Raw genomic sequence first — 21292 nt, 5'->3', positions numbered from 1 at the left:
GGCATCCATCGGCACGATGATCATGGACTTGTTGCTGTGGACCGGGCCTTCGGAGGTGTTGGCCAGCAGGCAGCACCAGTCGGCTTGCGTGGCATTGGTGATCCACATCTTGGAGCCGTTGATGACGTAGTCATCGCCTTCAATGCGGGCCGATGTCTTCAGCGCGGCCACGTCGGAGCCACCACCGGTTTCAGACACGCCGATGCAACCCACCATGTCGCCGGCAATCGCGGGGGCCAGGTATTCCTTCTTCAGCTCATCGGAGCCAAAGCGGTGCAGGGCCGGGGTGCACATGTCGGTCTGCACGCCAATGGCCATGGGCACGCCGCCACAGGGGATGGCGCCCAGCTCTTCGGCCACCACCATGGAGTAGGAGAAGTCCAGACCCAGGCCACCGTAGGCCGTGTCGTACTTCACGCCCAGCAGGCCCAGGTTGCCCATCTTCTTGAACACCTCATGGGCCGGGAAAATCTCGGCTTCTTCCCATTCCTTGACGTAGGGGTTGATTTCCTGCTCGCAGAAACGCTTGACGGTTTCGGCGATCTGACGGTGTTCGGCGGTGAATTGCATGGTGGTCTCCTCGGGGCTCTCGGTGTCGCCAGGCGTGGCGGCGACTGTCTGGGTGGTGTGGGGAAAGAACGAGCGGGTGGCTTACAGGCGGGCCACGCCGAAGGTGTTGGGGCGCAGCTGGCGCTTGCCGGCTTCCACGGCCATGTCCAGGCACATGGCCAGCACACGGCGGGTGTCACGCGGGTCGATGATCCCGTCGTCCCACAGGCGGGCGGTGCCGAACAGCACATTGGATTCGGCATCCAGGCGCTTGCGGATCTCGGCGCTCATGCCTTCGAGCATCGCGTCGTTGACGGGCATGCCGGCGCGTTCCATCTTGCCGCGCGTGACGATCTCCATCACCTTGGCAGCCTGCGCGCCACCCATCACGGCGGTGCGGGCCGAAGGCCAGCTGAAGATGAAGCGTGGGTCGAAGCCGCGGCCGCACATGCCGTAGTTGCCGGCACCGAACGAACCGTTGAGCGTGATGGTGAACTTGGGCACGCGTGCGTTCGCCACGGCCTGGATCATCTTGGAGCCATGCTTGATGGCGCCGCCATGTTCGGCCGCTGAGCCCACCATGTAGCCAGTCGTGTTTTGCAGGAAAACCAGCGGCGTGCCGCTTTGATCGCACAGCTGGATGAACTGCGCGGCCTTGGTCGAGCCTTGTGGCTGGATGGGGCCGTTGTTGCCCAGGATGCCCACCAGGTGACCGTTGATGCGCGCGTGGCCGCACAGGGTCTCGGGCGCGTAGTTGGCCTTGAATTCGAGGAAGTCCGAGCCGTCGATGATGCGGGCGATGACCTCGCGGGTGTCGAACGGTTCGCGGTCGTCAGCGGGAACACAACCCAGCAGCTCTTCTTCGCTGTACAGCGGGGCGGGCGCGGGCTTCTTGTTGCCGGCTTCCACCTCGTCCCATTGCAGCTTGTCGATCAGCTCGCGGCACATGGCGATGGCGTGCGCGTCGTTGTCGGACAGGTATTCGCCCAGGCCGGTGACGCTGGCGTGCATCTCGGCGCCGCCCAGGTCTTCGTCGGTGGCGTCTTCGCCGATGGCGGCTTTCACCAGGGGTGGGCCAGCCAGGTAGATGCTGGAGCGGCCTTTCACCAGGATCACGTAGTCAGACAGGCCTGGCAGGTAGGCGCCGCCGGCGGTGGAAGAGCCATGCACCACGGCGATCTGCGGGATGCCCATGGCCGACAGGCGTGCCTGGTTGGCAAAGCTCTTGCCGCCATCCACAAAGATCTCGGCCTGGTACATCAGGTTGGCGCCACCGGATTCGACCAGACAGATCAGGGGCAGCTTGTTTTCGCGGGCGATGTCCTGGGCGCGCAGGCCTTTCTTGAGGCCCATCGGTGAAATCGTGCCGCCTTTGAGGGCGCTGTCGCTGGCGGTGACCAGGCAGCGCTTGCCAGCAACGTGGCCAATGCCGATGATGGTGCCGCCGCCCAGCACGCTCTTCTTGCCGTCGTCATCGTGCATCCCCAGGCCGGCCAGGGTGCTGATTTCGAGGAAGGGCGAGTCGCGGTCGAGCAGGCGGGCGACGCGTTCACGCGGCAGCAACTGGCCGCGCTTTTCGAACTTGTCGCGCTTGGACTCGGAACCATCGCGCGCCAGCTTTTCAAGGGCGCGCACCTGTTCCAGGCGCTCGGTCATGCGCGCCACGGCGGCGCGGTAGGACTCGGATTTGGTGTTGAGGGCGGTGCGCAGAGCGGGCATCTTGGTTCGGATCCTTGAAAAGGCAGGCGCTGAAGGCCACTGTCTGCACTGTAATCTCGGTTGACGTTAACGTCAACTGCCTGATTCATGGGTGAATCCCCTATGACAAACGTCACCGTTCGGCGATAATGGCGACATCGGGCAGTCACATGTCATGTACTGCACCTTCTTCTACCTACGTTATCTGGTGTCCCCGTGGTTGCTCAACTGAAAGCCAAAACCGACGATCAATTGATGGATGAGTTCGGCGATGAGATCGGCTCTGTGCCATCCTGGGCTTTCGAGGCCGACGAGGACGAGCACGCGGCGGATTCGCTGATGGGCATCGCCGAGGTGTGTGAGCGCTACAAGGTCTCGCCCCGTGCCCTGCGCTTCTATGAGACCAAGGGGCTGATGGCACCGCGCCGCATCAACGGCACGCGGGTCTACAGCAAGATTGACCGGGCTCGCCTCAAGCGCATCCTGCGCGCCAAGTCGCTGGGCTCGCCGCTGTCGGAGATCAAGCACTACCTGGACATGTACGGCCAGCACGGTGAAGGCCGCATCCAGCAGCTCAACTACGTGATCGAAAAAACCGGCAAGGCCATTGCTGAGTTGGAAGCCAAGCGCGCCCAGATCGACACCTCGCTGGCCGAGTTGCGCATGATCAACGAGCGCAGCCGCAAGACGCTGGAAGACAAGCGCAAGTCGGACAAGTAAGTCGCCCGCTGCACGACATCAGCGCGAGGCTGCGGCTGCGGGGGTCTGCCCATAACCTTTGCTGGCATCGGTCTGGATCCGATAGATGCGGAAGTTCGGGGCCGGGCCATCAAAGCGCGCCTGTCCTGCAAACACGCGATTGAGGTGGTTGGTGGAGACCCACAGGCCACCGAGCTTGTCCCAGCCCAGGGTATCGGGCCAGATGAAGCCCGGGCCTGATGCCACCACGGTCATCGCTTGCGTCACCGGATCAAAAACCTGCACCTGGGCTTGGCTGATGTTGGTGATGTAGACGCGCCCGGCGCTGTCCATCGACAGGCCATCGGAGCCGCCGCCAATGCGGGTGGGGCCTTGCACCAGCGCCTGCAACTGGCTATCTGACAAGGCCGTGTCGTTCAGGTGCCTGGTTTCGATGCTGTAGAGCGCATCGCCCGTGGTGATCGACCAATACAGGCGTGAGCCATCGGGCGTCAAGGCGATGCCATTGATGCCGGCGCGCAAGGGCTTGCCAGGGAACACCGCCTCACCGTTGACGACCAGCGGGTGGCGCAGGTCATCGCGTGTGGACGGGGCACGATCCAGCACGCGCCTGACCGTGCGGGCTTTCAAGTCATAGACCAGAAGGCCGCTGGCCGCACCGTTGCTGCCGCGCACACCGGTATCGCTGATGTAGAGCAAGCCGCGGCCTTCATCCACCGCCAGGTCATTGAGGAAGGATGTGGCCGGATCGGCCGCGCTGGCGGGTATGGGCAAGCGATCGATCTCCGCGCCTGTGTTCAGGTCGTAGACCACCACCTTCTGTTCGGCGTCGCCGCGCAGTTGTTCCGTGCCTCCGGCAAATCCCATGTCCAGCACCCACATGCGGTTGCGGCTGTCAATCTCGAAGCCCAGCACGTTTTGCAATGCACCTTGTTTGCCCAACTGGTTGGCATCCCAACTGGGGAAGGGCTCCAGCAGCGTTTGACCCTTGCTGCGGATCACGCGGTTCAGCGAGGCGGGCACGCGGCCGTCCAGGATGCGCGCCATGCTCACATAAACACGGCCTTGAGCGTCCACTTTGACCCCATGCAGCGGTGCGCGCCGATAGACCTTTTGCTGAAGATAGCGCCGGCGCTCGGCGGCCGTGCGGAAGTGCCACATGGACTGGCGCCATGCATAGCGCAACTCGGGTTGATCCACATTGGGTGCTGGGCTGGTGGCCGTTGCGGGTTGCGCGTGGCTTGCCTGTGCACCGAGGGCGGACACAAGGCCGCAGATCGAGCAGATCAGCGACAACAAAGTGGGGTGGAGTCGGGGGTGTGACATGGTTCAGGGGGCGCGCGAGGCGAACAAGAATCGATGGACGGCGCGTGCGCCAGGCATGAGCAGCGCCAGGGTGATCAGCACGGAGAGGACGCCTGCGCCGCGCGCTGCCCATTGGATGGGAGTCGGCGCGCCCCAGTGATCGGCGGCCGACTGAAAAGCGATGGCGGCCGCCGACAAGGGCATCCCATAGGCCCACCAGGACACGCGGAAGGCTTGCTGGCGCACACGAGGCAGCGCTGCCAGCGCCCCAAGCCATGTGGCGAAGGTCAGCAACAGGCAGGCCGCGGTCAGCACAGACCAAAAGGCCCCGGATGTCGCGAGGGAGGCCAGCGAAGCCACCGCAGGCAGTGCCACGAGCACGGCGAAGGCCGGCTGCGCAGGCGCGGGCCATGGTGGGCCTTGGCGTGCACGCCGCCAGAGTGCGGCGCACACGCACGCACTCAGTGCGCCGCCCACGATCAGCATGGGCGCTTGCAAGAGGGGCCCGTGATGAGGGGCCAGCGCGCCCAGGTAGAGCCATTGCACGGGTGGCAACAGCCAGGCGGGGCTGGCGTCGCGCCAACTGGGCCGGGCCCTTTGCCACAGCCAGTAAGCATGGCATCCGTTCAAGATGGCGACCGCAGTGCTGCTTGCAAAGAAGGCTGATGCGATGGGGGCATGCTCGCTGGCGTGCAACTCGCATAACAGGCTCAGCGCCACGCCGATCTGGCCCATGAAAGGGGCGGTGGCCGGGTTGCGCATGTCTTGCGCCCAGGCGGTGGGGGCCAGCCATGCTTTGCCGATGTGGGCGAGCACCGCGCCCATCAGCAGCGCGATGCCGGCGACCTCCAGCCCGCTGGACAGCGCCGCTGCCGCCTCCCCGGGCCAGGTGCCGGGGACGAGCAGGCTCAGGCCCAGCATGGCCAGCGCGGGGCCATAGAGCGGTACGGGCAGCGACGCCCAGGGGCGCCCTGACAAGCCCGCCTGTGTGGCGGCCCCCGGTCTGACCGTGTCTGGTGATCCGATGTGCACGAGGTCCTCCCCGATTTATTTATAGGTTTCGTGCGTTCAGATCAACGTTGGTAGGTGCTGGTGAAGCTGGCCTTGCCCAGCGCATTCGCATTGATCATGAAACCGGCCAGGCTGGCTGTGGCCGTGGCGGGCAGCTCCAGCTTCTCCACTTTCAGCGCGTAGACGGTGAAGTTGTAGCGATGGGCCTTGTCACCGGTGGGCGGGCAAGGGCCGCCCCAGCCTGGGGTACCGAAGTCGGTGGGGATGTGTGTGGCGCCCGCCGGCAAGGCGGCGCCATCGGCGGTGCCGGCACCGCCCGCCAGCTTCTGGCTGGACGAGGGGATGTTGATCACCACCCAGTGCCAGAAACCTGCGCCACCCGTGACGGCATCAGGATCGTGCACCGTGATGGCAAAGCTCTTGGTGCCCGCCGGGGCGTTCTTCCAGGACAGGGCCGGCGAAACGTTTTGCCCCGTGCAGCCAAAGCCATTGAAGGCAAAGGACTGAGGGATCTTGCCGCCTGTGGGGACGTCGGGGCTGTTGATCTGGAAGGTGCTGGCTTGGGCGCTCAGGCAGGCCAGGGCCAGGGGAAGGGTGTAGAAGATCTTGTTCATGATGTATGGGGAATAAGTGGGTGGAAGGGGCTCAGGCCGCGACGGCCTGCGTGGCCTGCAGGGTTTGCAGCATCTGCTGCGCCACCAGTGCGGAGGACGCGGGGTTCTGCCCCGTGGTCAGCAGGCCATCCGTGACGGCAAAGCTGGCCCAGTTGGGGGCCTTCTCGAAATGGCCGCCCAGTTCGGTCAGTCGTGATTCGAGCAGGAAGGGCACGATCTGCGTCAGGCCGGCCGCTTGCTCTTCCTGGTCAGTGAAGGAGTTGACGCGACGACCGGCGACGATCGAGCGGCCGTCAGGCAACCTGGCTGACACAAGCCCCGCTACCCCGTGGCAGACCGCGCCGATCACCTTGTTGGCCGTCGCTGCCTGCTCGACCACGCGCTTCACATCGGCGCTTTCCGGCAGATCCCACATGGCGCCATGGCCGCCGGGGAAGAACACCGCGTCGTACGGTTGTGCGTTGACCTCCGATACGCGCAGGGTTTGCTTGACCTTGGCCTGGGCGGTGGCGTCGGCCAGAAAGCGCTCGATGGTCGGGTTGTTCTGGCCGGCTGGCTTGATGCTGCCGGGATCAAAAGGCGCCTGGCCACCCAGCGGTGAGGCGATATCAATCTGATAACCCGCTTCGCTGAAAAGCATATAGGGAACGACAACCTCTTCCGCCCAGATGCCGGTTTGACGACCGGATTGGCCCATTTGAGTATGGGAGGTGGTAATGAAAAGTATTTTGCGTGACATGCGCTTCTCCTGTTTGTGTAAGGGGCTGATACAGAATCCCGGTGTGCGGGTGAACCTGTGAGGTGAATGTAGGTTGTGCCGCCAAATGAATAAAGTAAGATGGCCTTGAATCATTAATTACACGGTGTAAAGCATGCGTTCTGACTTGGGTGGGATGCAGATAGGCAGCATCCAGATCTTCTGCAAGGCGGCCGAACTGGGGAGCTTCACCTCGGCAGCCGAGGTGCTGGGCGTCACGCCGGCGGCGGTGAGTCGCTCCGTAGCGCGTCTGGAGGAGCGTTTGCGGGTGCAGTTGTTTGCGCGTTCAACCAGGCAGGTCAAACTGACGGACGATGGCCGGATGTATTTCGAGCAATGCCGGGAGGCCATTCAGCAGATTGAAGAGGTGGAGCTGGCGCTCAGTGGTGGGCGCTCCACACCCAGCGGTACCCTGAAAATAAGCCTGCCCACAACCTATTGGCATTTTCGGCTGCTGCCTCTTTTGCCGGGTTTTCGGCGTCAATATCCTGGCGTGAATCTCGAAATCAATATTTCCAATCAGAATATTGATTTCGTGGATCAGGGATATGACCTCGCCATCAGACTGGGTACGCCGCAGGATTCCAGGCTGGTGGCACGCAAGCTGGAGGATGCCGAACTGGGGGTTTACGCCTCATCGGCCTATCTGGCTCGCCGGGGGGAGCCGGCCAGGCTGGAAGACCTCGCGCAACACGATTGCATCCAGTTCATCCTGCCCAGCACGGGGCGGCCCATGTCGTGGCTGTTTCGCAAGGAGGGGGTTGACGTCTCTTTGCCCCTGGAGTCCGCCGTGCGCTTCACCGGGGATGTGCTGGGCTGCGTCGGCTTTGCTCAGCAGGGCGGGGGCCTGTTCCAGATCTACGATTTCATCGCGACCAGCCCGATCTACCAGCCAGATCTGGTGGAGGTGCTGAGCGCGTACAGGGGGCGGTCGCGCCCTTTTTGCGTCCTGTATCCGCACAACCGGCATCTCTCTGCCAAGGTGCGGGCCTTTGTGGATTACATGGTGACGTCGATCAATGCCTTGTCCGCGCAGGCCCGCCAGTCCAGAGGAGGGGCGGTGATGAGCTCACCAGCTGCCGGTGCTGGGCATTGAGGCCCAGGGCTCTTGCGGCGCGAGCGCCTGACCGGTCTGGAGCAGCTCGATGGAGACGCCGCTGGGGTCTTTCACGAAGGCCATATAGCCATCGCGTGGCGGGCGCAAGATGGTGACGCCGCCATCGGCCAGGCGCTGGCAGGCCGCATGGATGTCATCCACCCGGAAGGCCAGGTGGCCGAAGGCGGTGCCGCCGGTGTAGTGCTGTTCATCCCAGTTGTGGGTCAACTCGATTTCCGGCTCACCCTCCTCGCTGGCCAGGTAGTACAGCGTGAATCGGCCTTTGTCGCTGTCCTTGCGACGCAGCAGTTTCAAGCCCAGAAGTGCCTGGTAGAAGTGCAGCGAGGTTTGCGGGTCGCGGACGCGGATCATGGCGTGGACATACTTCATGCCACCAACTCCTCGGTACCGAAGGTGATGAGATCGTGCAGTTGCACGGCGGGCAGGCCGGCTTGCCGGGCGATCTCGGCGTGCTCTGGTGCGTTGTATCCCCAGCGCGCCCAATGGGCCCGAAAGCCCGCTTGCAAGGCATCCCGCGCGTTGAGCACGTTGTCATCGAAGAAGCACACTTGCTCGCGCGGTACATCGAACTGGTCTGCCACAGCCTGCAAGGCGGTGAGCTTTTCGCGGCACTCGCCGTAGATCTGACCGGGGGGCACCTGGATGCCCGCCTGCATCAGGATCTCGCTGACCGAGCCTGCATCCTTGGCCGTGACGATGCACACAGGCAGGTCGCTCTCCAGCAGCCAGTCCGCCAGCCCGTCGTAGAAGGTGTGGTAGCCCAGCCAGCGCTCACGCCAGGTCTGGCGAGCCAGCGTACGGTAAGCGCTGACTTTCTGGATGAAGGCTTCGACCTCCCGGGAAGGTAATGCCTCATAAGCCTGGTCGAATTCACCTTGACTGCGAAAGACGCCCGCATCCCGCTGGAAGGGCATGTAGAAATGCCCCAGATGCTTGGCGAAGCTGCGATGGTGCTTGAACTTCTCGATGAAGTCCTCAGGCAGGTCGGCCAGGCCGGTGTCACTGAAGCGGTCCACGCCCACTTCGTGATGACCGTTCCAGCTGACCAGCAGGCACTCGTTCAAGCCATCGACGAGCAGGCCGTCGAAATCCAGGGCCAGGATGCGCTTGGGCGTCATATCGTGTCGTCCTTCTCGCTCAGGCCGCGGCGCGGATGGCGGGCTGCTGGCTGGCGCGGCCTTCCACGGCAGAGAACACGGCCTTCATGAACTTGCCGACGTAGCCGTAGTAGGAGCAGGTGATGATGTTGCCGTCGGTGATGACCTCGGCATCGACCACATTGGCGCCGCTGTTGACCATGTCGTCCACCATGCCCACATAGGCGCACACCGTGCGGCCTTTGAGCACCTTGGCCGAAATCATGATCCAGGGGCCGTGACACAGGCCGGCCACAATCTTGCCGGCCTCGTCCATGGCCTTGACGAAGGCCAGCACCGTCTTGTCCTGGCGAACGCGGTCCGGGGCTTCATGGCCGCCGGTGAGGATGACCACGTCGTACTTGTCCACCGAGAGGTCGGTGAAGGGGATGTTGGGCTTGGCCGTTTTGTCCATGGGCAGCGGCACGTTGTATTTGCCGATGACGGGCTTGCCTTCCTTGGTGGCGATATCGACGTTGTAGCCCTCTTCCTTCAAGCGGTAGTAGGTGTAGACCACATCGTGATCCTGAAAACCGGGGCCTGTGATGATGACGGCGTTGTACATGGTGAAAGCTCCTGTTTGAGTGTGGATTGGATTAAATCGAAATTGAAAGAAAAATGAATTCAATTAACGCTGGCTGATCGCCAGATACCGTCCTTCTGATTTCAATTGCGTGAAATTGTCTTCAGCGTGGTGGTGAATATGAATGTGCTGGTCAATGGCAGATTCCAGGGCCAGTGACACGGCGAAATCAACAGGGCGGGGCGCGTGCTTGATTTGAGCGCCGGTCAGAACGTCAAAATGAAACAGGCCCTGCAGGTCGTGGCGGCGAATCCTGGCGTAAGCCTGGGTTTCATCGTCTTCCAGCGGCGCGATGTCCTGCAGGCTTTTCTGGGTTTCGTATTGGGTGCCTTCTCGGCCATATCGGTCTTTTCTGCGGATCAGATCGAATTTGTTTCTGGGTGTTTCAACTTCGATCAGGTGGGCGTCGCCCGATCCCACGTTGTCCGTGGAGTGGAAGGCGCCCTTTGGAATGCGCACGTATTGACCGGCGCGCACAGCCACGCTGTGGTTGAGGAAGTTGATCCTGAGCGCGCCACCCAGGCACATCAGCACGGTCTCCTTGCGAGGGTGGCAGTGCATGGAGGTGGATTGATCTGGCGCCAGCATCAGCTTCCAGACATCGATGAGCATATCGGCATAAATGCGATATTCATGCCCCCATGGTTTGGTGATCACCGAATTGAGATAAGCGTCCTGGGTGAAATCCTCGAAACGCATGACCTGACCATTGGCCAGTTCGGTTGAGAACGCAAGAATATCGTCCAGCGAAGTGCCGGGTAGATAAGATAAATGATGCGACATCCGTCCCTCCGAGTTTGGAATAGGCGCCGAGGGGGATTCCCTTCAGTGCTGAAAGAACTGTAGGCGGCGGAGGGCCTTTTGAATAGGCACGGCAATGCATAACAATGATTACACGGTGTAAAGCCGTCACCTTGCTGTCATGTTCGTGATTAGGGGGATTGAATCCCGAGAATTAGGGGTGTGCCATCAGGTGAAGTCCGGTATGCGAATTCATATTGGGCAGGCATGCCGCCAAAAGCCCTGAGGCCGCTTGCAGCCGCCGCTGTTTCGCGTTCTTACCGGGCGGCGTGACGGATTTGGCAGCTTGCCGGGCTCAACTCGGGCTAAATGTTGTGGCCTGCACTGCCGATAAGCTCGAATGGCTTCAGGTCCTCAACAAACATCTCAGGTTCCGGTGCAGGGTGCCCCGTCCAGCGAAGTGACGTGGCAAACACCGATGCGCGTGGTTTTGGCGGCTGCGCTCGTGTTGTGCATCTCGGTTCTTTTCATACGCTGGTACGAGGCGCGCGCGCGAGCGGAGAGCGATGGCCAGGCCGCGCTGGCGCTCATCGAGCAGCAGCCGGCGAGCGTGAACGTTCAGGCACCGGCCTCGCTGGCTGTGGCCATGAAGCCCAAAGAAGCGATTCTGTCGCTCAGCCATTGCATCGGCGCGCAGTGCACGACCATGTACGCGCAACCCATGGCCGCCCCGTGCGACTACGCCGCGGGCTTCCAGCCGCAATGCGTGACGCTGCGTTCCAAGGCGAACATCGGCTACACGCTCATGGTCCGCTACGACCTGCTGGCTGTGCTGATGACCGCAGGCATCGATCTGGCCGTGAGCGGTGGCGTGTTCGGCATCGTGTTGCTGCTGTGGTACCTGCATGTCCAGAAGGCCCAGGCCAAAGGCAAGGCTGCCGTGGCCCAGCAAGTCAAGCTGGGCGCTGAGCGTGACCCCTTGACGGGGGTGCTCAACCGTGTGGCCTTCGAGGCCGCGCTCAAGCGCCATAACGAGTCGACCAAGCAGGCCTCCAAGGGCACCGATGGTTGCCTGATGTATTTCGACCTGGACCGCTTCAAGCTCATCAACGACACCCACGGCCACATTGCCGGTGACGTCGTGCTCAAGACGGTGGCGCAGCGCCTGAAGTACACCCTGGGTGACGTGATGATCGGCCGCCTGGGTGGCGATGAATTCGCCGTGCTGCTGGTGGACATCGGCGCGCGCGACAAGATCGAACAACTGGGCAAGGTGCTGATCGAGCAGGTGTCCAAGCCCATCCAGATCGACAAGGTCTCTGACTACGTCGGCCTGAGCATTGGCGCCTACATGCTCAAGCGCGGTGAGCTGAGCGTGGGCGACATGCTGCACCGCGCCGACCTGGCCATGTATGAGGCCAAGCGCACGGGCCGTGGTCGTCTGGTGTTCTATGAAGAGTCCATGGAGAACGCGTCGCGCGGTCAGGCCGAAGTTCAAAGCGACTTGAAGAAGGCGCTGGAGGAGCGGCAGTTGTTCATGGTCTACCAGCCCGAGCTGGATGCCACGGAGCGCATCCGCGGCATGGAGGCCTTGGTGCGCTGGCGCCACCCCACGCGGGGCATGGTGCCGCCCGATGAGTTCATCCCCGTGGCGGAAAAGAATGGGCTGATCGTCCCGCTGGGCAAGATGATTCTGGACATGGTGTGCGCCGACATCGTGGCCATGCGCAACGAGCACATCCAGTTGCCCTATGTGAGCGTGAACGTGTCATTGCGCGAGCTGTCGTCACCCACCTTTGTGGACGACGTGATGGCAACCTTGAACAAGAGGGGCCTGACGCCTGCTGACATCGAGTTCGAGATCACGGAGAGCACCGCCATGGTGGGGCAGGCTGGCAAGGAAAGTGTCATCCTCAAGCGGCTGTCCGATCTGGGCTTCCGCCTGGCGATTGACGATTTTGGTTCCGGCTATTCCTCGATCGCGCGTTTGCTGGACCTCAAGGTGCAGAAGCTCAAGATCGACCGCGTGTTCGTTTGGGCCATTGGCAAGCCGGACTTTGATCCCTCGCTGCTGGAGTTGATGATCGCGCTGTCCAGGCGACTGGGCGTCAAGAGTGTGGCCGAAGGTGTCGAAACGCCCGAGCAGGCTGCCTGGCTGCGTGAGGCCGGTTGCATGATGATGCAGGGCTACCTGTATGCACGCCCCATGAACCAGGCTCAGCTGATCAACTGGATGAAGCTGCAGCAAGGTGACCACGATTTCGACGGTGGTGTGTGGGCTGCAACCCAGTCTACGGAAACCTCGGTGGTCTGATCAGGTCGGGCTTTCAAGCGTTCAACAAGAACGGCGCCTTTTCAGGCGCCGTTTGCTTTGCGAAACCTTGCCGCGCTGGCGGCAGGTCTGTCTGCTTGATCAGCGGATGCCCACGAACATCTTCCAGCGTTTCTCGTTTTGCTTCTTGGCCTGATACAGCGCCTGATCAGCCTGGACCAGCAGCATGGGCACCGATTCGACCCGGTCTGAATAGGCCGCCATGCCGATCGAAATGCCCACGCCGATCTCGTCGCCTGTAGACAAGGTGATGGGCGCGGAGACCGCCTTCACGATGCGCTTGGCCAGCACCTGAGCCGAGTCTTTGGCACCGTGGCGCATGACCACGCCAAATTCATCGCCGCCAAAGCGCGACAGCACATCACCGAGCCGAACCTGCTGGTTGAGCCGGCGGGCCACTTCGCACAGCACCTCTTCGCCCGCCGCGTGTCCGAAACCATCGTTGACATCGCGAAAACCGTCCAGATCCATGCTCAACACAGTGAAAGGCTCGCCGGTGCGCATGGCATGTGCCATCTCCACCTCCAGGGCCTGACGGAACTGGGTGCGGTTGGCCAGACCGGTGAGCGGGTCGGTCATGGCCAGGTGATGCAGTTGCACGAGTGACTGGCGCGAGGCCAGTTGATCTGAGGCCAGCAAGGCGAGGTCCTTGAGTGCCAGGCGATCAATGGCCGAGAAGTTGCGGGCTTGCGTATCCCAGATGGCCAGCGTGCCCAGAATCAGCCCTTGTGCATTGCGCAAGGGGGCACTGGCATAGAAGCGCCAGTGCGGTGGATGCGCCACCAAGGGGTGTTGAGCAAAGCGCGAATCCCGGCTCAAGTCTTCCACCACCAGCAGCTCTTCGCATTGCGCCATGGCGTGGGCGCACAGGCTGCGGTCGCGCGCCTGCTCGCTGTCCGTCATGCCGATGCTGGCCTTGAACCACAGGCGATCGGCGTCCATCAGGCCAAGACTGACGGCGGGGACGTGGAAGGTGCGTGCCGCCAGACGAACCAGTGCATCGCTGACGACGGAAGGGCCACTGTCGAGCACCTCGCACGCGTGCAGGGCTGACAAACGTTGCGCCTCGTTGATGAGGGCGGGTGCGGCCAGTTGGGCTGCATCGCTGGGGGGTACTGCTGTGTTGGTCATGTTTCACCGGAATGGGTTTGCATCGTTATCGGCGCCATCGCTTCAAAAAGAAGGGCTTTTGCCCTCAGATCAGGGACTTCACCGACCGGGTTTTGGCTGCCCCCCGTGTTCAAGGGCCTTGAACAGCGTGATCTGCATCACGTCTGTTACCGGCTGCTTCAATGAGCAGGGATTGCCCTGCACACGGCACCATCGAGCAGGTGCACCATGACTACACCTGATGTCCAGGTCAAGCAGCAAGGAGCCAGTCACATGAACCCATCTCAATGCACCCAGCCCGATCAACTCTTTGGTGCCTGCATGCACGCCGGTGGCTGGCCCAAGCTGGGCTGGTCCACGCACGATGATGCGGAGGAAACGTTGACCTGCTACGACGAGCAGACACACTGACGATGCTGCTGCCGCAAGCCCATCACGTGCGTGAGCGGGCCGGCGGCACCTCGTTGCTGGAGTCCGTGATCACGGCTTGGTTGCGCCCGCCGTGTTTGGCGCGGTACAAGGCCTGATCCGCTTCATGGATGAGCGAGGCCGCATCCTTGGTCGGATACGGAATCGTCGTGCTCAGGCCGATGCTGCAGGTGAGTTGCACGGTCTGGCCCTGGTGTTCAAGCCGAATCGCGCGCATCTGTTCCAGCATGCGATCAGCCACCACGCGGGCCCCGGCTGAGTCCGTTTCAGCCAGCAACACCACGAACTCTTCACCGCCGTAGCGCGAGACAAAATCGGTCGACCGGCCGCAGCCGGCGCGCAAGGCCTTGGCCACTTCCTGGAGGCAGGCATCGCCAAAGGGGTGGCCATAGCTGTCGTTGACGCGTTTGAAGTGGTCGATGTCCACCATCATCAATGACACGGGGCCACCGTGCCGACATTGGCGCGCCCATTCGTAGGCGTACTGCCGGTCGAAGTACATGCGGTTGGGGACTTGCGTGAGGCCGTCGGTCAGGCTGGCCAGCTCCAGCTCGCGTGCCTGCTGGGCTGACAGGCGCTGCGCCAGTCGCGCATCCCAATAGTCTTTCTGCACGATGCCCGATGAGCGTCGCAAGTACAGCGTCAGCATCACCTCCATGCCCATCATGATTTTCTGATCCGGTGTGTGCTGCAGGGCCTGCGCGATCACCACAGGGATGATCATGGCCAAAGGATAGGGGAAGCGCAGCGCCGCATTGATGCCGAACAGCGTGTTGCCACCCGCACAAAAGGCCACCGTCAAGGTGAGCATGATCCAGGCGATGCCCTCTGTGGGCGCCAGGTAGATGCAGATGCCGGTGAGCGTGCCCCAATACGCAGCAATCGCCAGGGTCAGGAGCTTGAAGCTTTGCTCGGCAGCCGCGCGATGGGTGTGCAGCAAGCGAGGCAGGTTCTGATTGAGGTAGGACCGCACCACCGCCATGAGCAGCAGGCCGCCCACATTGCCCCATGTCAGCAGGGGCCAGCGCTGGGCGGCGCCGCTGAACACGGCCACGATCATCCACATGGCGGGATAAATCCAGATGCCCAGGGCGGTGCGTTCGGCCGTGTCCAGCAGGCAGCGTACGGCCAGCTCGTCGTCCGAGGCTGGGCGCTGTGAGTGCAGGGTGGGGCGCAGGTCGGTGGCTTCTTCCTGCTGGAGCTTGGCAGGTGGAATCATCGGCATGCCCGAGGATGGCGGCGGAATGCTTTCCATGGCTTCAGTGATATCGGTCTGCACATTTCTGACTTGAGCGGCCAATCTGGCACCGCTGCGCCTACACTGGCCGCATGTCATTTGCCCATCTCGGTCTGTCGGCCGCCCTGGTTCGCATCGCGTCGGATCACGGCTTCGAATCTCCCACGCCTGTTCAGGAAGCCGCCATTCCCGCCATCCTGGAGGGGCACGACGTGCTGGCCCTGGCCCAGACGGGATCGGGCAAGACGGCGGCCTTTGCCTTGCCCATCCTGCATCACCTGCTGCAGGAGCGCCGCGGTGGCAGCCGGCACGTGCGCGTGCTGGTGCTGGTGCCCACACGCGAGCTGGCCGTGCAGGTCGGTGAGGTGATGCGTGAACTCAGTCACGAGCTGCCGGGCCCTATCAAGGTGGTGACGGCATTTGGCGGCGTGTCCATCAACCCGCAGATGATGAGCTTGCGCGGTGGGGCGGACATCGTGGTGGCCACACCTGGGCGTTTGCTTGATCTGCTTGACCACAACGCGTTGCGGCTGTCGGATGTGGGGGCGCTGGTGCTCGATGAGGCTGATCGCCTGCTGGACATGGGCTTTGCCGAGGAGCTGGCCGACATCCTGGCGATGTTGCCCGCGCAGCGCCAGAGCCTGTTCTTCTCAGCCACCTTCCCTGACGATGTGCAGGAGCTGGCCAATGCCCTGCTCAAAGAGCCCGTTCTCATCGAGATCCCCGACGAGCCCGAGCATGCCCCTGACATCACGCAGCGGTCCATCAAGGTCGATGCGGCCAAGCGCGCGCAGTTGTTGCGGCATCTGATCAAGCAGGAGGGCTGGTCGCGTGCGCTGGTGTTTGCGGCCACCAAATACGGCACCGAGCTGGTGGCGCACAAGCTGCATCGCGCCGGCATCAAGGCGGCAGCCTTTCATGGCGATTTGAGCCAGGGTGCGCGCCGCGAGGTGCTGGAGGCCTTCAAGGCCGGTGAGCTGCAAGTGGTGGTGGCCACCGATGTGGCCGCACGCGGCATCCACATTGCGGATTTGCCTGTGGTCGTCAACTTCGACCTGCCGCGCTCATCGTCGGACTACGTGCACCGCATTGGCCGAACGGGCCGGGCGGGCGCCAGCGGCCTGGCTGTGAGCTTCGTCACGCCGGACATGGAAAACCATTTCCGCCTGATTGAAAAGCGCCAGGGCCTGCGCGTGGTGCGCGAATTGATTGAAGGCTTCGAGCCCATTGATCAAGCTGCTGGTGCTGACGGTACGGCGCCGGACGACGACGGCGAGGCCCAGGCACCCAAAGGCCTCGACCCCAACGGTGGCATCAAGGGCCGGCGCAAGAGCAAGAAGGACAAGCTGCGCGAAGCCGCTGCCAAAGCCGGCACGCCATGAAGCGATCGGTGGCTTACTTCCAGTAATCCATGAAGCCGCGCTTGAAGTGCAGGTAGGACCAGCCCATGGCCTTGTTCAAGGCCTGGACCTTGGGTTCGATGGCGTTTGCATCCTGCTTGAACAGCACCCACAGCTTGGCGTGTTCGTTGTAGACCGAGCAGGTGTAGCCCCACTGGTCCATCAGCAGTTGCATGCTGCGGTTGGTGTGGAAGGCACAGTGCACGGGCAGCAGGTACATCCAGTTGGGATCCTGCGGCACGTTCTCGGGCACCAGGGTGTGGATGGCGAAAGCGCCTGATGGCGCCACGTAAGACTCGATCTCGTCCAACGTGGCGCGATCTCGCACATGCTCGAAGACCGCCGTGTTCAGCAGCAGTTCAAAAGCACGCTGGCGCAGATCGGCCTCGGCGATGGCGTTGACCTCGGGCGTGAAGAACTTGTCGTAGGTGCCCAGGTGCACGCCGAAGTAATCGCGCAGCAACTTCGAGACGGCGCCCACGCCACAGCCCCAGTCCAGCCAGTTGTCCTGCGCCGCCAGCAGCCCTTGCTTGCGCATCAAGGACAGCATCAGCGCCTGGTTGAAGTAGCGCTGGTTGCGGTTGTAGGGGTTGTCTTCCGTGTAGTGCGTCTGTGAGTGGAAGTCGTTGTTGAGCCTGGCCCAGCGTTCCTCACTCATCTCCAGATGGGTTTTCGAGGCCGCAAAGCCACAGGCACCGCATCTCCAGTAGTCCACCTTGCTCAGATCGAACTGGTCGAACTGCTTGCTGAAGAAGTACTGCATGCCGGATTGGCAGATCATGCATTGCATCTGGAAGGGCCCTCCTGGCATTCACATGGCATGCAGTGACTGTAAAGCACACTGATGCCATCGCACGCCCGCTTGTCGGCCCCTCCTCGGCTGCAAGGCCTTATTGGCAGTTGCTTGGCGCAGCCTTGCCGTTCAGGCGATCGAGCACGAAGTCCATGCCTTTGCCCGGAGAAATCGCCAGGACCAGATGGTCACCGATGGCGACGCGGTTGTACTCCACGCTCAGGCCTGCCGCGCAGTAGCGTTTGACCAGGGCGTCGACGTCGGCAATCGGCATGACCTCATCCAGTACGCCTTCATAGATGTACATCGGTGCCTTGGGCATGCGCGAGCCCATGGTGTTCTCATCAATGATGCGCTTGATCTCGGGCAGGTTCAGGAAGTCGGGCGACTTCCAGTACTTGCTGCCCTTTTTGAACATATAGGGCGTGAGCATCTCGGGCTGGCCCTCGACCGTCCCCATCAGGCAGCGGCGGCTGATGTCTTTGATCATGGCCGCGCCATCGGCCGTGACATAGTCCATGAGGTTCAACTCAGGATAGGCGCGGGACATGCCCACCACCGCGCCGAAGTACATGGCCGCGAACGGGCCGCCGTCCGCCTTTTCTGCGGCGTGTTTGGGGTTCACGGGCAGGCCACCCATGGCCACGCCGACCAGGTTCATTTCTGGCGCGTATTCAGGCTGGACTTCATTGGCCCAGGCCGTGGCATGGCCGCCGCCCGAGTAGCCCATCAGGCCGACTGGCGAGCTGCTGTTCAGCCCGCTCTTGCTGAACTTCTGGGCCGCACGGATGCCATCCAGCACACCGTGGGCGGTGTTCATGCCGGCCACCCATTGAGATTGCAGACCTTCGTAGTCAGTCAGCACCACCAGCACGCCCGCATCCAGCGCCTTGTTCACATAGCCTTTTTCGAACAGTTTGCCGTTGACCGTCAGGTTCGACGGTGTGCAGTTGAGTTGCAGGCTGTCATACATGGCCTGGAACGACAGCAACTTGCGAGCGCTGGCCGGCGCCGTCTTGGGGATCAGCAAGGTGGTGACGGCAGCGGTGGGCATGCCGCGGCCATCCGTGCTGCGGAACATCAGCTGATAGGCCTGGCTGACGCGCGCCGAGTACGTGGTGTTGGGGATCGCCCGGTAGCGCAGCACGGCGCCGGGTTGCTTGGCCGCCAGCGCATAGGCGGTGGGGGAGACGTAGAAAGGGTCGTTGACGGGTTGAACCGAGGCGCTGGCCGTCGGGTAGGCCACTTGGGCCACGGTGTTGCCTGCGAAGCCCAGCAGGCTCAGGCCTGCGAGTGTGGCGAGTGTGAAAGCGGGGAACTTCATGGACATGCTCATCTTTCCTGTTGGTTTGTGAACGGATTCAGCGGCGGCTGATGCAGATGAAGCAAGTTCATGCAATCGCATTCAGATACCGGCTAGCGTTCAGTATTCGGAAGATGGCTGGGGCAGACTTTCGCCGGGATGCGGCGTTTTTGCGCTGTCACGCAGGTGTGCGGGTTAGCCCCTGCAAGCTTGTGCGGCCATGGCCTGGGGTAATCCAGCAAGGCTGCCCGCACAGGCTCAATCGGCCGACATGGCCCGCCACAAGATGTGGAACAACTCGTCGAACTGGTCGATCAGCGGGCGCTTTTCGCCGCGCACGATGTGCATCAGCACCACCCGGCCGATGATGCCCATGAACACGTCCAGCAGGATCTTGTGGGAGACCTGCTTGTTGAGCACGCCGCGTGCCTGACCGTCCTTGAAGACGCCCAGGAAGGCGGTCATCAGCTCCGGGCTTTCATAGATGCGGATGTTCTTGTGCTTGGACACGGGCACGGCGGTGAACAGCAGCATCATCACGGCGGGGTGCTTGTCCATGTAATCCAGCGTGACCCAGAAGGTCTTGCGCAGGCGCTCGCGCGCATCGTCGATGCCCTGGAGGTGATCGAGCATGCGCTCGGCCAGGCGGCCCAGCATCACGTCCAGCATGGCGTAGACCAGCACCTCCTTGCTGCCGAAGTATTTGTAGATCGTCTGCAGGGACACGTTGGCCGCCTTGGCCACGTCCAGCAGGCTCACTTCGTGGAAGTCCTGGTTCGAGAACAACTCCAGCACGGCCTTTTCGATTCGGTTGAGCGTGTCGGCCCGCATGGTGCTGAGTGCCGCGCGGCGGTCGTCGACGGTGCTGGGCTGGCGGGGGCGGCTGGTGGACGAAGGCATGAAAGGGGTAGTGCGGGGAAGCGGACATTCCGGTATGGAAATCCATATTACCAAATGCGGGCCAGATGGCGCCATTTGACCAAATCCGCTTGCCAACTGACCGGCATGACGCCAAGATTCGCTGGTTGACGCATGCGTCAGCTCATAGAGGGTGCAAGGGCGACAAAAGCCCCAAACCTGTCGCCATAGATGCCCTTTCATCGGGTTTCTACTGACGGTAATTCAAATTACCGATCTGAAAAGGCCGTGAGCCGTGACGCAGTCGTCGTTTTGTTGGTATCGAGGAGACTTTGCCAAATGGCTATTCAGAATTTCGCCCCCGCATGGATGACCGAAGAGCACCAGATGGTGTTCGACTCTGCCAAACGCTTCATGACCGAGCAGTGGCAGCCCAAGGATGAAGCCTGGCGCGCCCAGGGCATGATGGACCGTCAGGCCTGGGAAGATGCCGGCTCGAACGGCTTCCTGTGCGCCTCGATGCCTGAAGAATACGGTGGCGGCGGTGGCGACTTCGGCCACGAAGCCGCGCTGGTGCTGGCCCAGGGCGAAGCCGGTATCGGCGGCTTTGGTGGCTCGCTGCACTCTGGCATCGTCGCCCCTTACATCCTGCATTACGGCACGGAAGAGCAAAAGAAGCGCTGGCTGCCCAAGCTGGCTACCGGCGAGTACATCGGCGCCATCGCCATGACCGAACCCGGCACCGGCTCCGATCTGCAAGGTGTGCGCACGCTGGCTTTGAAGACGGAAGACGGCCAGAGCTACAAGATCAACGGCAGCAAGACCTTCATCACCAATGGCCAGTTGGCCAATCTGGTGATCGTGGTGTGCAAGACCGACAAGGACAAGGGCGCGCAAGGCATCTCCCTGTTCGTGGTTGAAACCGATGAGGCACCTGGCTTCCGCCGTGGCCGCAACCTCGACAAGATCGGCATGGAGGCGCAAGACACCTCCGAGCTGTTCTTTGATGACGTGGTGGTGAGCAAGCACAACCTGATCGGTGAGAACGAAGGCATGGGCTTCTTCCAGCTGATGCAGGAGTTGCCGCAAGAGCGCATGCTGGTGGCCCTGGCCGGCATCGCCGCCATGGAATACGCCATGAAGGTCACGCTCGAGTACACGAAGGAGCGCAAGGCTTTCGGCAAGCCCATCTTCTCGTTCCAGAACACCCGCTTCAAGCTGGCTGAATGCCAGGCCCTGCTGCTGGCTTCGCGTGCGCTGGTCGATGCGGCCATGGTCTCGCACCTCAAGGGTGAACTGGGCGTGGACCGCGCTGCGCTGATCAAGTACTGGATCACCGACAACCAGTGCAAGTTGGTGGACGAATGCCTGCAGCTCTTCGGTGGCTATGGCTACATGAAGGAATACCCGATCGCCCGCCTGTGGGCTGATTCGCGCGTGCAGCGCATCTATGGCGGCACCAACGAAATCATGAAAGAGCTCGCCTCCCGCTTTCTCTGAACGGGCGCATCTGCCTACTGCGCCGGCAGATCCTGCGTTGGCGATGCTCGCCGTACCGCAAGTACGGCTGCGCTTCTCAACGCAGGCTCCGCTCGGCTCGCTACGGCATCTGCACCCGTT

The 21292-nt window shown here is 62.3% G+C and carries 21 protein-coding genes; 6 read left to right on the top strand and 15 right to left on the bottom strand.

The window, feature by feature from the left end; genetic code table 11:
- Positions 1-570 (bottom strand): acyl-CoA dehydrogenase family protein (locus HY836_RS05080; protein ID WP_290674219.1); only part of this gene is annotated, 570 nt, incomplete at its 3' end.
- 81 nt (positions 571-651) lie between these two features.
- The gene (locus HY836_RS05075; protein WP_290674217.1) at positions 652-2268 is read right to left on the bottom strand and encodes an acyl-CoA carboxylase subunit beta; all 1617 of its coding nucleotides are present in this window, start codon (positions 2266-2268) and stop codon (positions 652-654) included.
- A 195-nt stretch (positions 2269-2463) separates the two neighbouring features.
- On the opposite strand from HY836_RS05075, the gene HY836_RS05070 reads away from it, so the two are divergent.
- The gene (locus HY836_RS05070) at positions 2464-2967 is read left to right on the top strand and encodes a MerR family DNA-binding transcriptional regulator (RefSeq protein ID WP_290674215.1); all 504 of its coding nucleotides are present in this window, start codon (positions 2464-2466) and stop codon (positions 2965-2967) included.
- An 18-nt stretch (positions 2968-2985) separates the two neighbouring features.
- On the opposite strand, the gene HY836_RS05065 is transcribed toward HY836_RS05070, so the two are convergent.
- Genes HY836_RS05065 through HY836_RS05050 form a run of 4 tightly spaced genes read right to left on the bottom strand, consistent with a single transcriptional unit; the run spans position 2986 to position 6615 of the window.
- Positions 2986-4272: an L-dopachrome tautomerase-related protein gene (locus HY836_RS05065; protein WP_290674212.1), complete on the bottom strand. Its 1287-nt coding sequence runs from the start codon at positions 4270-4272 to the stop codon at positions 2986-2988.
- 3 nt (positions 4273-4275) lie between these two features.
- The gene (locus tag HY836_RS05060) at positions 4276-5283 is read right to left on the bottom strand and encodes a hypothetical protein (RefSeq protein ID WP_290674210.1); all 1008 of its coding nucleotides are present in this window, start codon (positions 5281-5283) and stop codon (positions 4276-4278) included.
- A 41-nt stretch (positions 5284-5324) separates the two neighbouring features.
- Positions 5325-5876 (bottom strand): YbhB/YbcL family Raf kinase inhibitor-like protein, encoded by a 552-nt coding sequence (locus HY836_RS05055; protein WP_290674208.1) that lies wholly within the window; start codon positions 5874-5876, stop codon positions 5325-5327.
- Positions 5877-5907: 31 nt separating this feature from the next.
- Positions 5908-6615: a type 1 glutamine amidotransferase domain-containing protein gene (locus HY836_RS05050; protein ID WP_290674205.1), complete on the bottom strand. Its 708-nt coding sequence runs from the start codon at positions 6613-6615 to the stop codon at positions 5908-5910.
- Positions 6616-6748: 133 nt separating this feature from the next.
- On the opposite strand from HY836_RS05050, the gene HY836_RS05045 reads away from it, so the two are divergent.
- Positions 6749-7729, top strand: coding sequence for a LysR family transcriptional regulator (locus HY836_RS05045; protein WP_290674204.1), 981 nt, complete (start codon positions 6749-6751; stop codon positions 7727-7729).
- Here HY836_RS05045 and HY836_RS05040 read toward each other — a convergent pair.
- The 4 genes from HY836_RS05040 to HY836_RS05025 form a co-directional block, all read right to left on the bottom strand.
- A complete protein-coding gene (locus HY836_RS05040) occupies positions 7703-8119 on the bottom strand; it encodes a VOC family protein (RefSeq protein WP_290674202.1) in 417 nt (138 codons plus the stop codon). The genes HY836_RS05045 and HY836_RS05040 overlap by 27 nt on opposite strands.
- A complete protein-coding gene (locus HY836_RS05035; protein ID WP_290674200.1) occupies positions 8116-8868 on the bottom strand; it encodes an HAD family hydrolase in 753 nt (250 codons plus the stop codon). Before HY836_RS05035 ends, HY836_RS05040 begins: the two co-directional genes overlap by 4 nt.
- Before the next feature lie 19 nt (positions 8869-8887).
- Complete coding sequence (locus tag HY836_RS05030; RefSeq protein ID WP_290674198.1) at positions 8888-9451, bottom strand: type 1 glutamine amidotransferase domain-containing protein; 564 nt, start codon at positions 9449-9451, stop codon at positions 8888-8890.
- 63 nt (positions 9452-9514) lie between these two features.
- The gene (locus HY836_RS05025; protein WP_290674196.1) at positions 9515-10252 is read right to left on the bottom strand and encodes a cupin domain-containing protein; all 738 of its coding nucleotides are present in this window, start codon (positions 10250-10252) and stop codon (positions 9515-9517) included.
- A 436-nt stretch (positions 10253-10688) separates the two neighbouring features.
- On the opposite strand from HY836_RS05025, the gene HY836_RS05020 reads away from it, so the two are divergent.
- Positions 10689-12524 carry a bifunctional diguanylate cyclase/phosphodiesterase gene (locus HY836_RS05020; protein ID WP_290674194.1) on the top strand — a complete coding sequence of 612 codons (1836 nt, stop codon included), beginning with the start codon at positions 10689-10691 and terminating at the stop codon, positions 12522-12524.
- Between the two features lie 99 nt (positions 12525-12623).
- Here HY836_RS05020 and HY836_RS05015 read toward each other — a convergent pair whose 3' ends face one another.
- Entirely contained in the window at positions 12624-13673 is a 1050-nt protein-coding gene (locus tag HY836_RS05015; RefSeq protein ID WP_290674192.1) for a sensor domain-containing diguanylate cyclase, read from the bottom strand.
- Between the two features lie 252 nt (positions 13674-13925).
- Between HY836_RS05015 and HY836_RS05010 the strand changes: the two genes are divergently transcribed.
- Entirely contained in the window at positions 13926-14063 is a 138-nt protein-coding gene (locus tag HY836_RS05010; RefSeq protein ID WP_290674190.1) for a hypothetical protein, read from the top strand.
- Positions 14064-14085: 22 nt separating this feature from the next.
- On the opposite strand, the gene HY836_RS05005 is transcribed toward HY836_RS05010, so the two are convergent.
- The gene (locus tag HY836_RS05005) at positions 14086-15336 is read right to left on the bottom strand and encodes a GGDEF domain-containing protein (RefSeq protein WP_290674188.1); all 1251 of its coding nucleotides are present in this window, start codon (positions 15334-15336) and stop codon (positions 14086-14088) included.
- A 74-nt stretch (positions 15337-15410) separates the two neighbouring features.
- Here HY836_RS05005 and HY836_RS05000 point away from each other — a divergent pair, with 74 nt between their 5' ends.
- Positions 15411-16700 (top strand): DEAD/DEAH box helicase, encoded by a 1290-nt coding sequence (locus HY836_RS05000; RefSeq protein ID WP_290674186.1) that lies wholly within the window; start codon positions 15411-15413, stop codon positions 16698-16700.
- Between the two features lie 13 nt (positions 16701-16713).
- On the opposite strand, the gene HY836_RS04995 is transcribed toward HY836_RS05000, so the two are convergent.
- The 3 genes from HY836_RS04995 to HY836_RS04985 all read right to left on the bottom strand — a co-directional run bounded on the left by HY836_RS04995 (position 16714) and on the right by HY836_RS04985 (position 19714).
- Complete coding sequence (locus tag HY836_RS04995) at positions 16714-17499, bottom strand: class I SAM-dependent methyltransferase (RefSeq protein ID WP_290674184.1); 786 nt, start codon at positions 17497-17499, stop codon at positions 16714-16716.
- 109 nt (positions 17500-17608) lie between these two features.
- On the bottom strand, positions 17609-18835 hold the full coding sequence (locus tag HY836_RS04990) for a lipase family protein (protein ID WP_290674183.1): 1227 nt from the start codon (positions 18833-18835) through the stop codon (positions 17609-17611).
- A gap of 237 nt (positions 18836-19072) precedes the next feature.
- Positions 19073-19714 (bottom strand): TetR/AcrR family transcriptional regulator, encoded by a 642-nt coding sequence (locus HY836_RS04985; protein ID WP_290674182.1) that lies wholly within the window; start codon positions 19712-19714, stop codon positions 19073-19075.
- A 297-nt stretch (positions 19715-20011) separates the two neighbouring features.
- Between HY836_RS04985 and HY836_RS04980 the strand changes: the two genes are divergently transcribed.
- A complete protein-coding gene (locus tag HY836_RS04980; RefSeq protein ID WP_290674174.1) occupies positions 20012-21172 on the top strand; it encodes an acyl-CoA dehydrogenase family protein in 1161 nt (386 codons plus the stop codon).
- The last annotated feature ends 120 nt before the right edge of the window (positions 21173-21292 follow it).

The organism is Aquabacterium sp., from assembly GCF_016234775.1.
Classification (GTDB): Bacteria; Pseudomonadota; Gammaproteobacteria; order Burkholderiales; family Burkholderiaceae_C; genus Aquabacterium.
Note: the sequence above shows the minus strand (reverse complement) of the source record. Positions and strands in the feature narration are given on the sequence as shown.

Bases quoted from the DNA above. Each gene is read 5' to 3' on its own strand.
- HY836_RS05020 (WP_290674194.1), top strand. From the start codon at position 10,689: ATGCGCGTGGTTTTGGCGGCTGCGCTCGTGTTGTGCATCTCGGTTCTT.
- HY836_RS04990 (WP_290674183.1), bottom strand. From the start codon at position 18,835: ATGAAGTTCCCCGCTTTCACACTCGCCACACTCGCAGGCCTGAGCCTG.
- HY836_RS05040 (WP_290674202.1), bottom strand. From the start codon at position 8,119: ATGAAGTATGTCCACGCCATGATCCGCGTCCGCGACCCGCAAACCTCG.
- HY836_RS05005 (WP_290674188.1), bottom strand. From the start codon at position 15,336: ATGGAAAGCATTCCGCCGCCATCCTCGGGCATGCCGATGATTCCACCT.
- HY836_RS05050 (WP_290674205.1), bottom strand. From the start codon at position 6,615: ATGTCACGCAAAATACTTTTCATTACCACCTCCCATACTCAAATGGGC.
- HY836_RS05010 (WP_290674190.1), top strand. From the start codon at position 13,926: ATGAACCCATCTCAATGCACCCAGCCCGATCAACTCTTTGGTGCCTGC.
- HY836_RS05035 (WP_290674200.1), bottom strand. From the start codon at position 8,868: ATGACGCCCAAGCGCATCCTGGCCCTGGATTTCGACGGCCTGCTCGTC.
- HY836_RS04995 (WP_290674184.1), bottom strand. From the start codon at position 17,499: ATGATCTGCCAATCCGGCATGCAGTACTTCTTCAGCAAGCAGTTCGAC.
- HY836_RS04980 (WP_290674174.1), top strand. From the start codon at position 20,012: ATGGCTATTCAGAATTTCGCCCCCGCATGGATGACCGAAGAGCACCAG.
- HY836_RS05055 (WP_290674208.1), bottom strand. From the start codon at position 5,876: ATGAACAAGATCTTCTACACCCTTCCCCTGGCCCTGGCCTGCCTGAGC.
- HY836_RS05025 (WP_290674196.1), bottom strand. From the start codon at position 10,252: ATGTCGCATCATTTATCTTATCTACCCGGCACTTCGCTGGACGATATT.
- HY836_RS05065 (WP_290674212.1), bottom strand. From the start codon at position 4,272: ATGTCACACCCCCGACTCCACCCCACTTTGTTGTCGCTGATCTGCTCG.
- HY836_RS05030 (WP_290674198.1), bottom strand. From the start codon at position 9,451: ATGTACAACGCCGTCATCATCACAGGCCCCGGTTTTCAGGATCACGAT.
- HY836_RS05015 (WP_290674192.1), bottom strand. From the start codon at position 13,673: ATGACCAACACAGCAGTACCCCCCAGCGATGCAGCCCAACTGGCCGCA.
- HY836_RS05000 (WP_290674186.1), top strand. From the start codon at position 15,411: ATGTCATTTGCCCATCTCGGTCTGTCGGCCGCCCTGGTTCGCATCGCG.
- HY836_RS05045 (WP_290674204.1), top strand. From the start codon at position 6,749: ATGCGTTCTGACTTGGGTGGGATGCAGATAGGCAGCATCCAGATCTTC.
- HY836_RS04985 (WP_290674182.1), bottom strand. From the start codon at position 19,714: ATGCCTTCGTCCACCAGCCGCCCCCGCCAGCCCAGCACCGTCGACGAC.
- HY836_RS05075 (WP_290674217.1), bottom strand. From the start codon at position 2,268: ATGCCCGCTCTGCGCACCGCCCTCAACACCAAATCCGAGTCCTACCGC.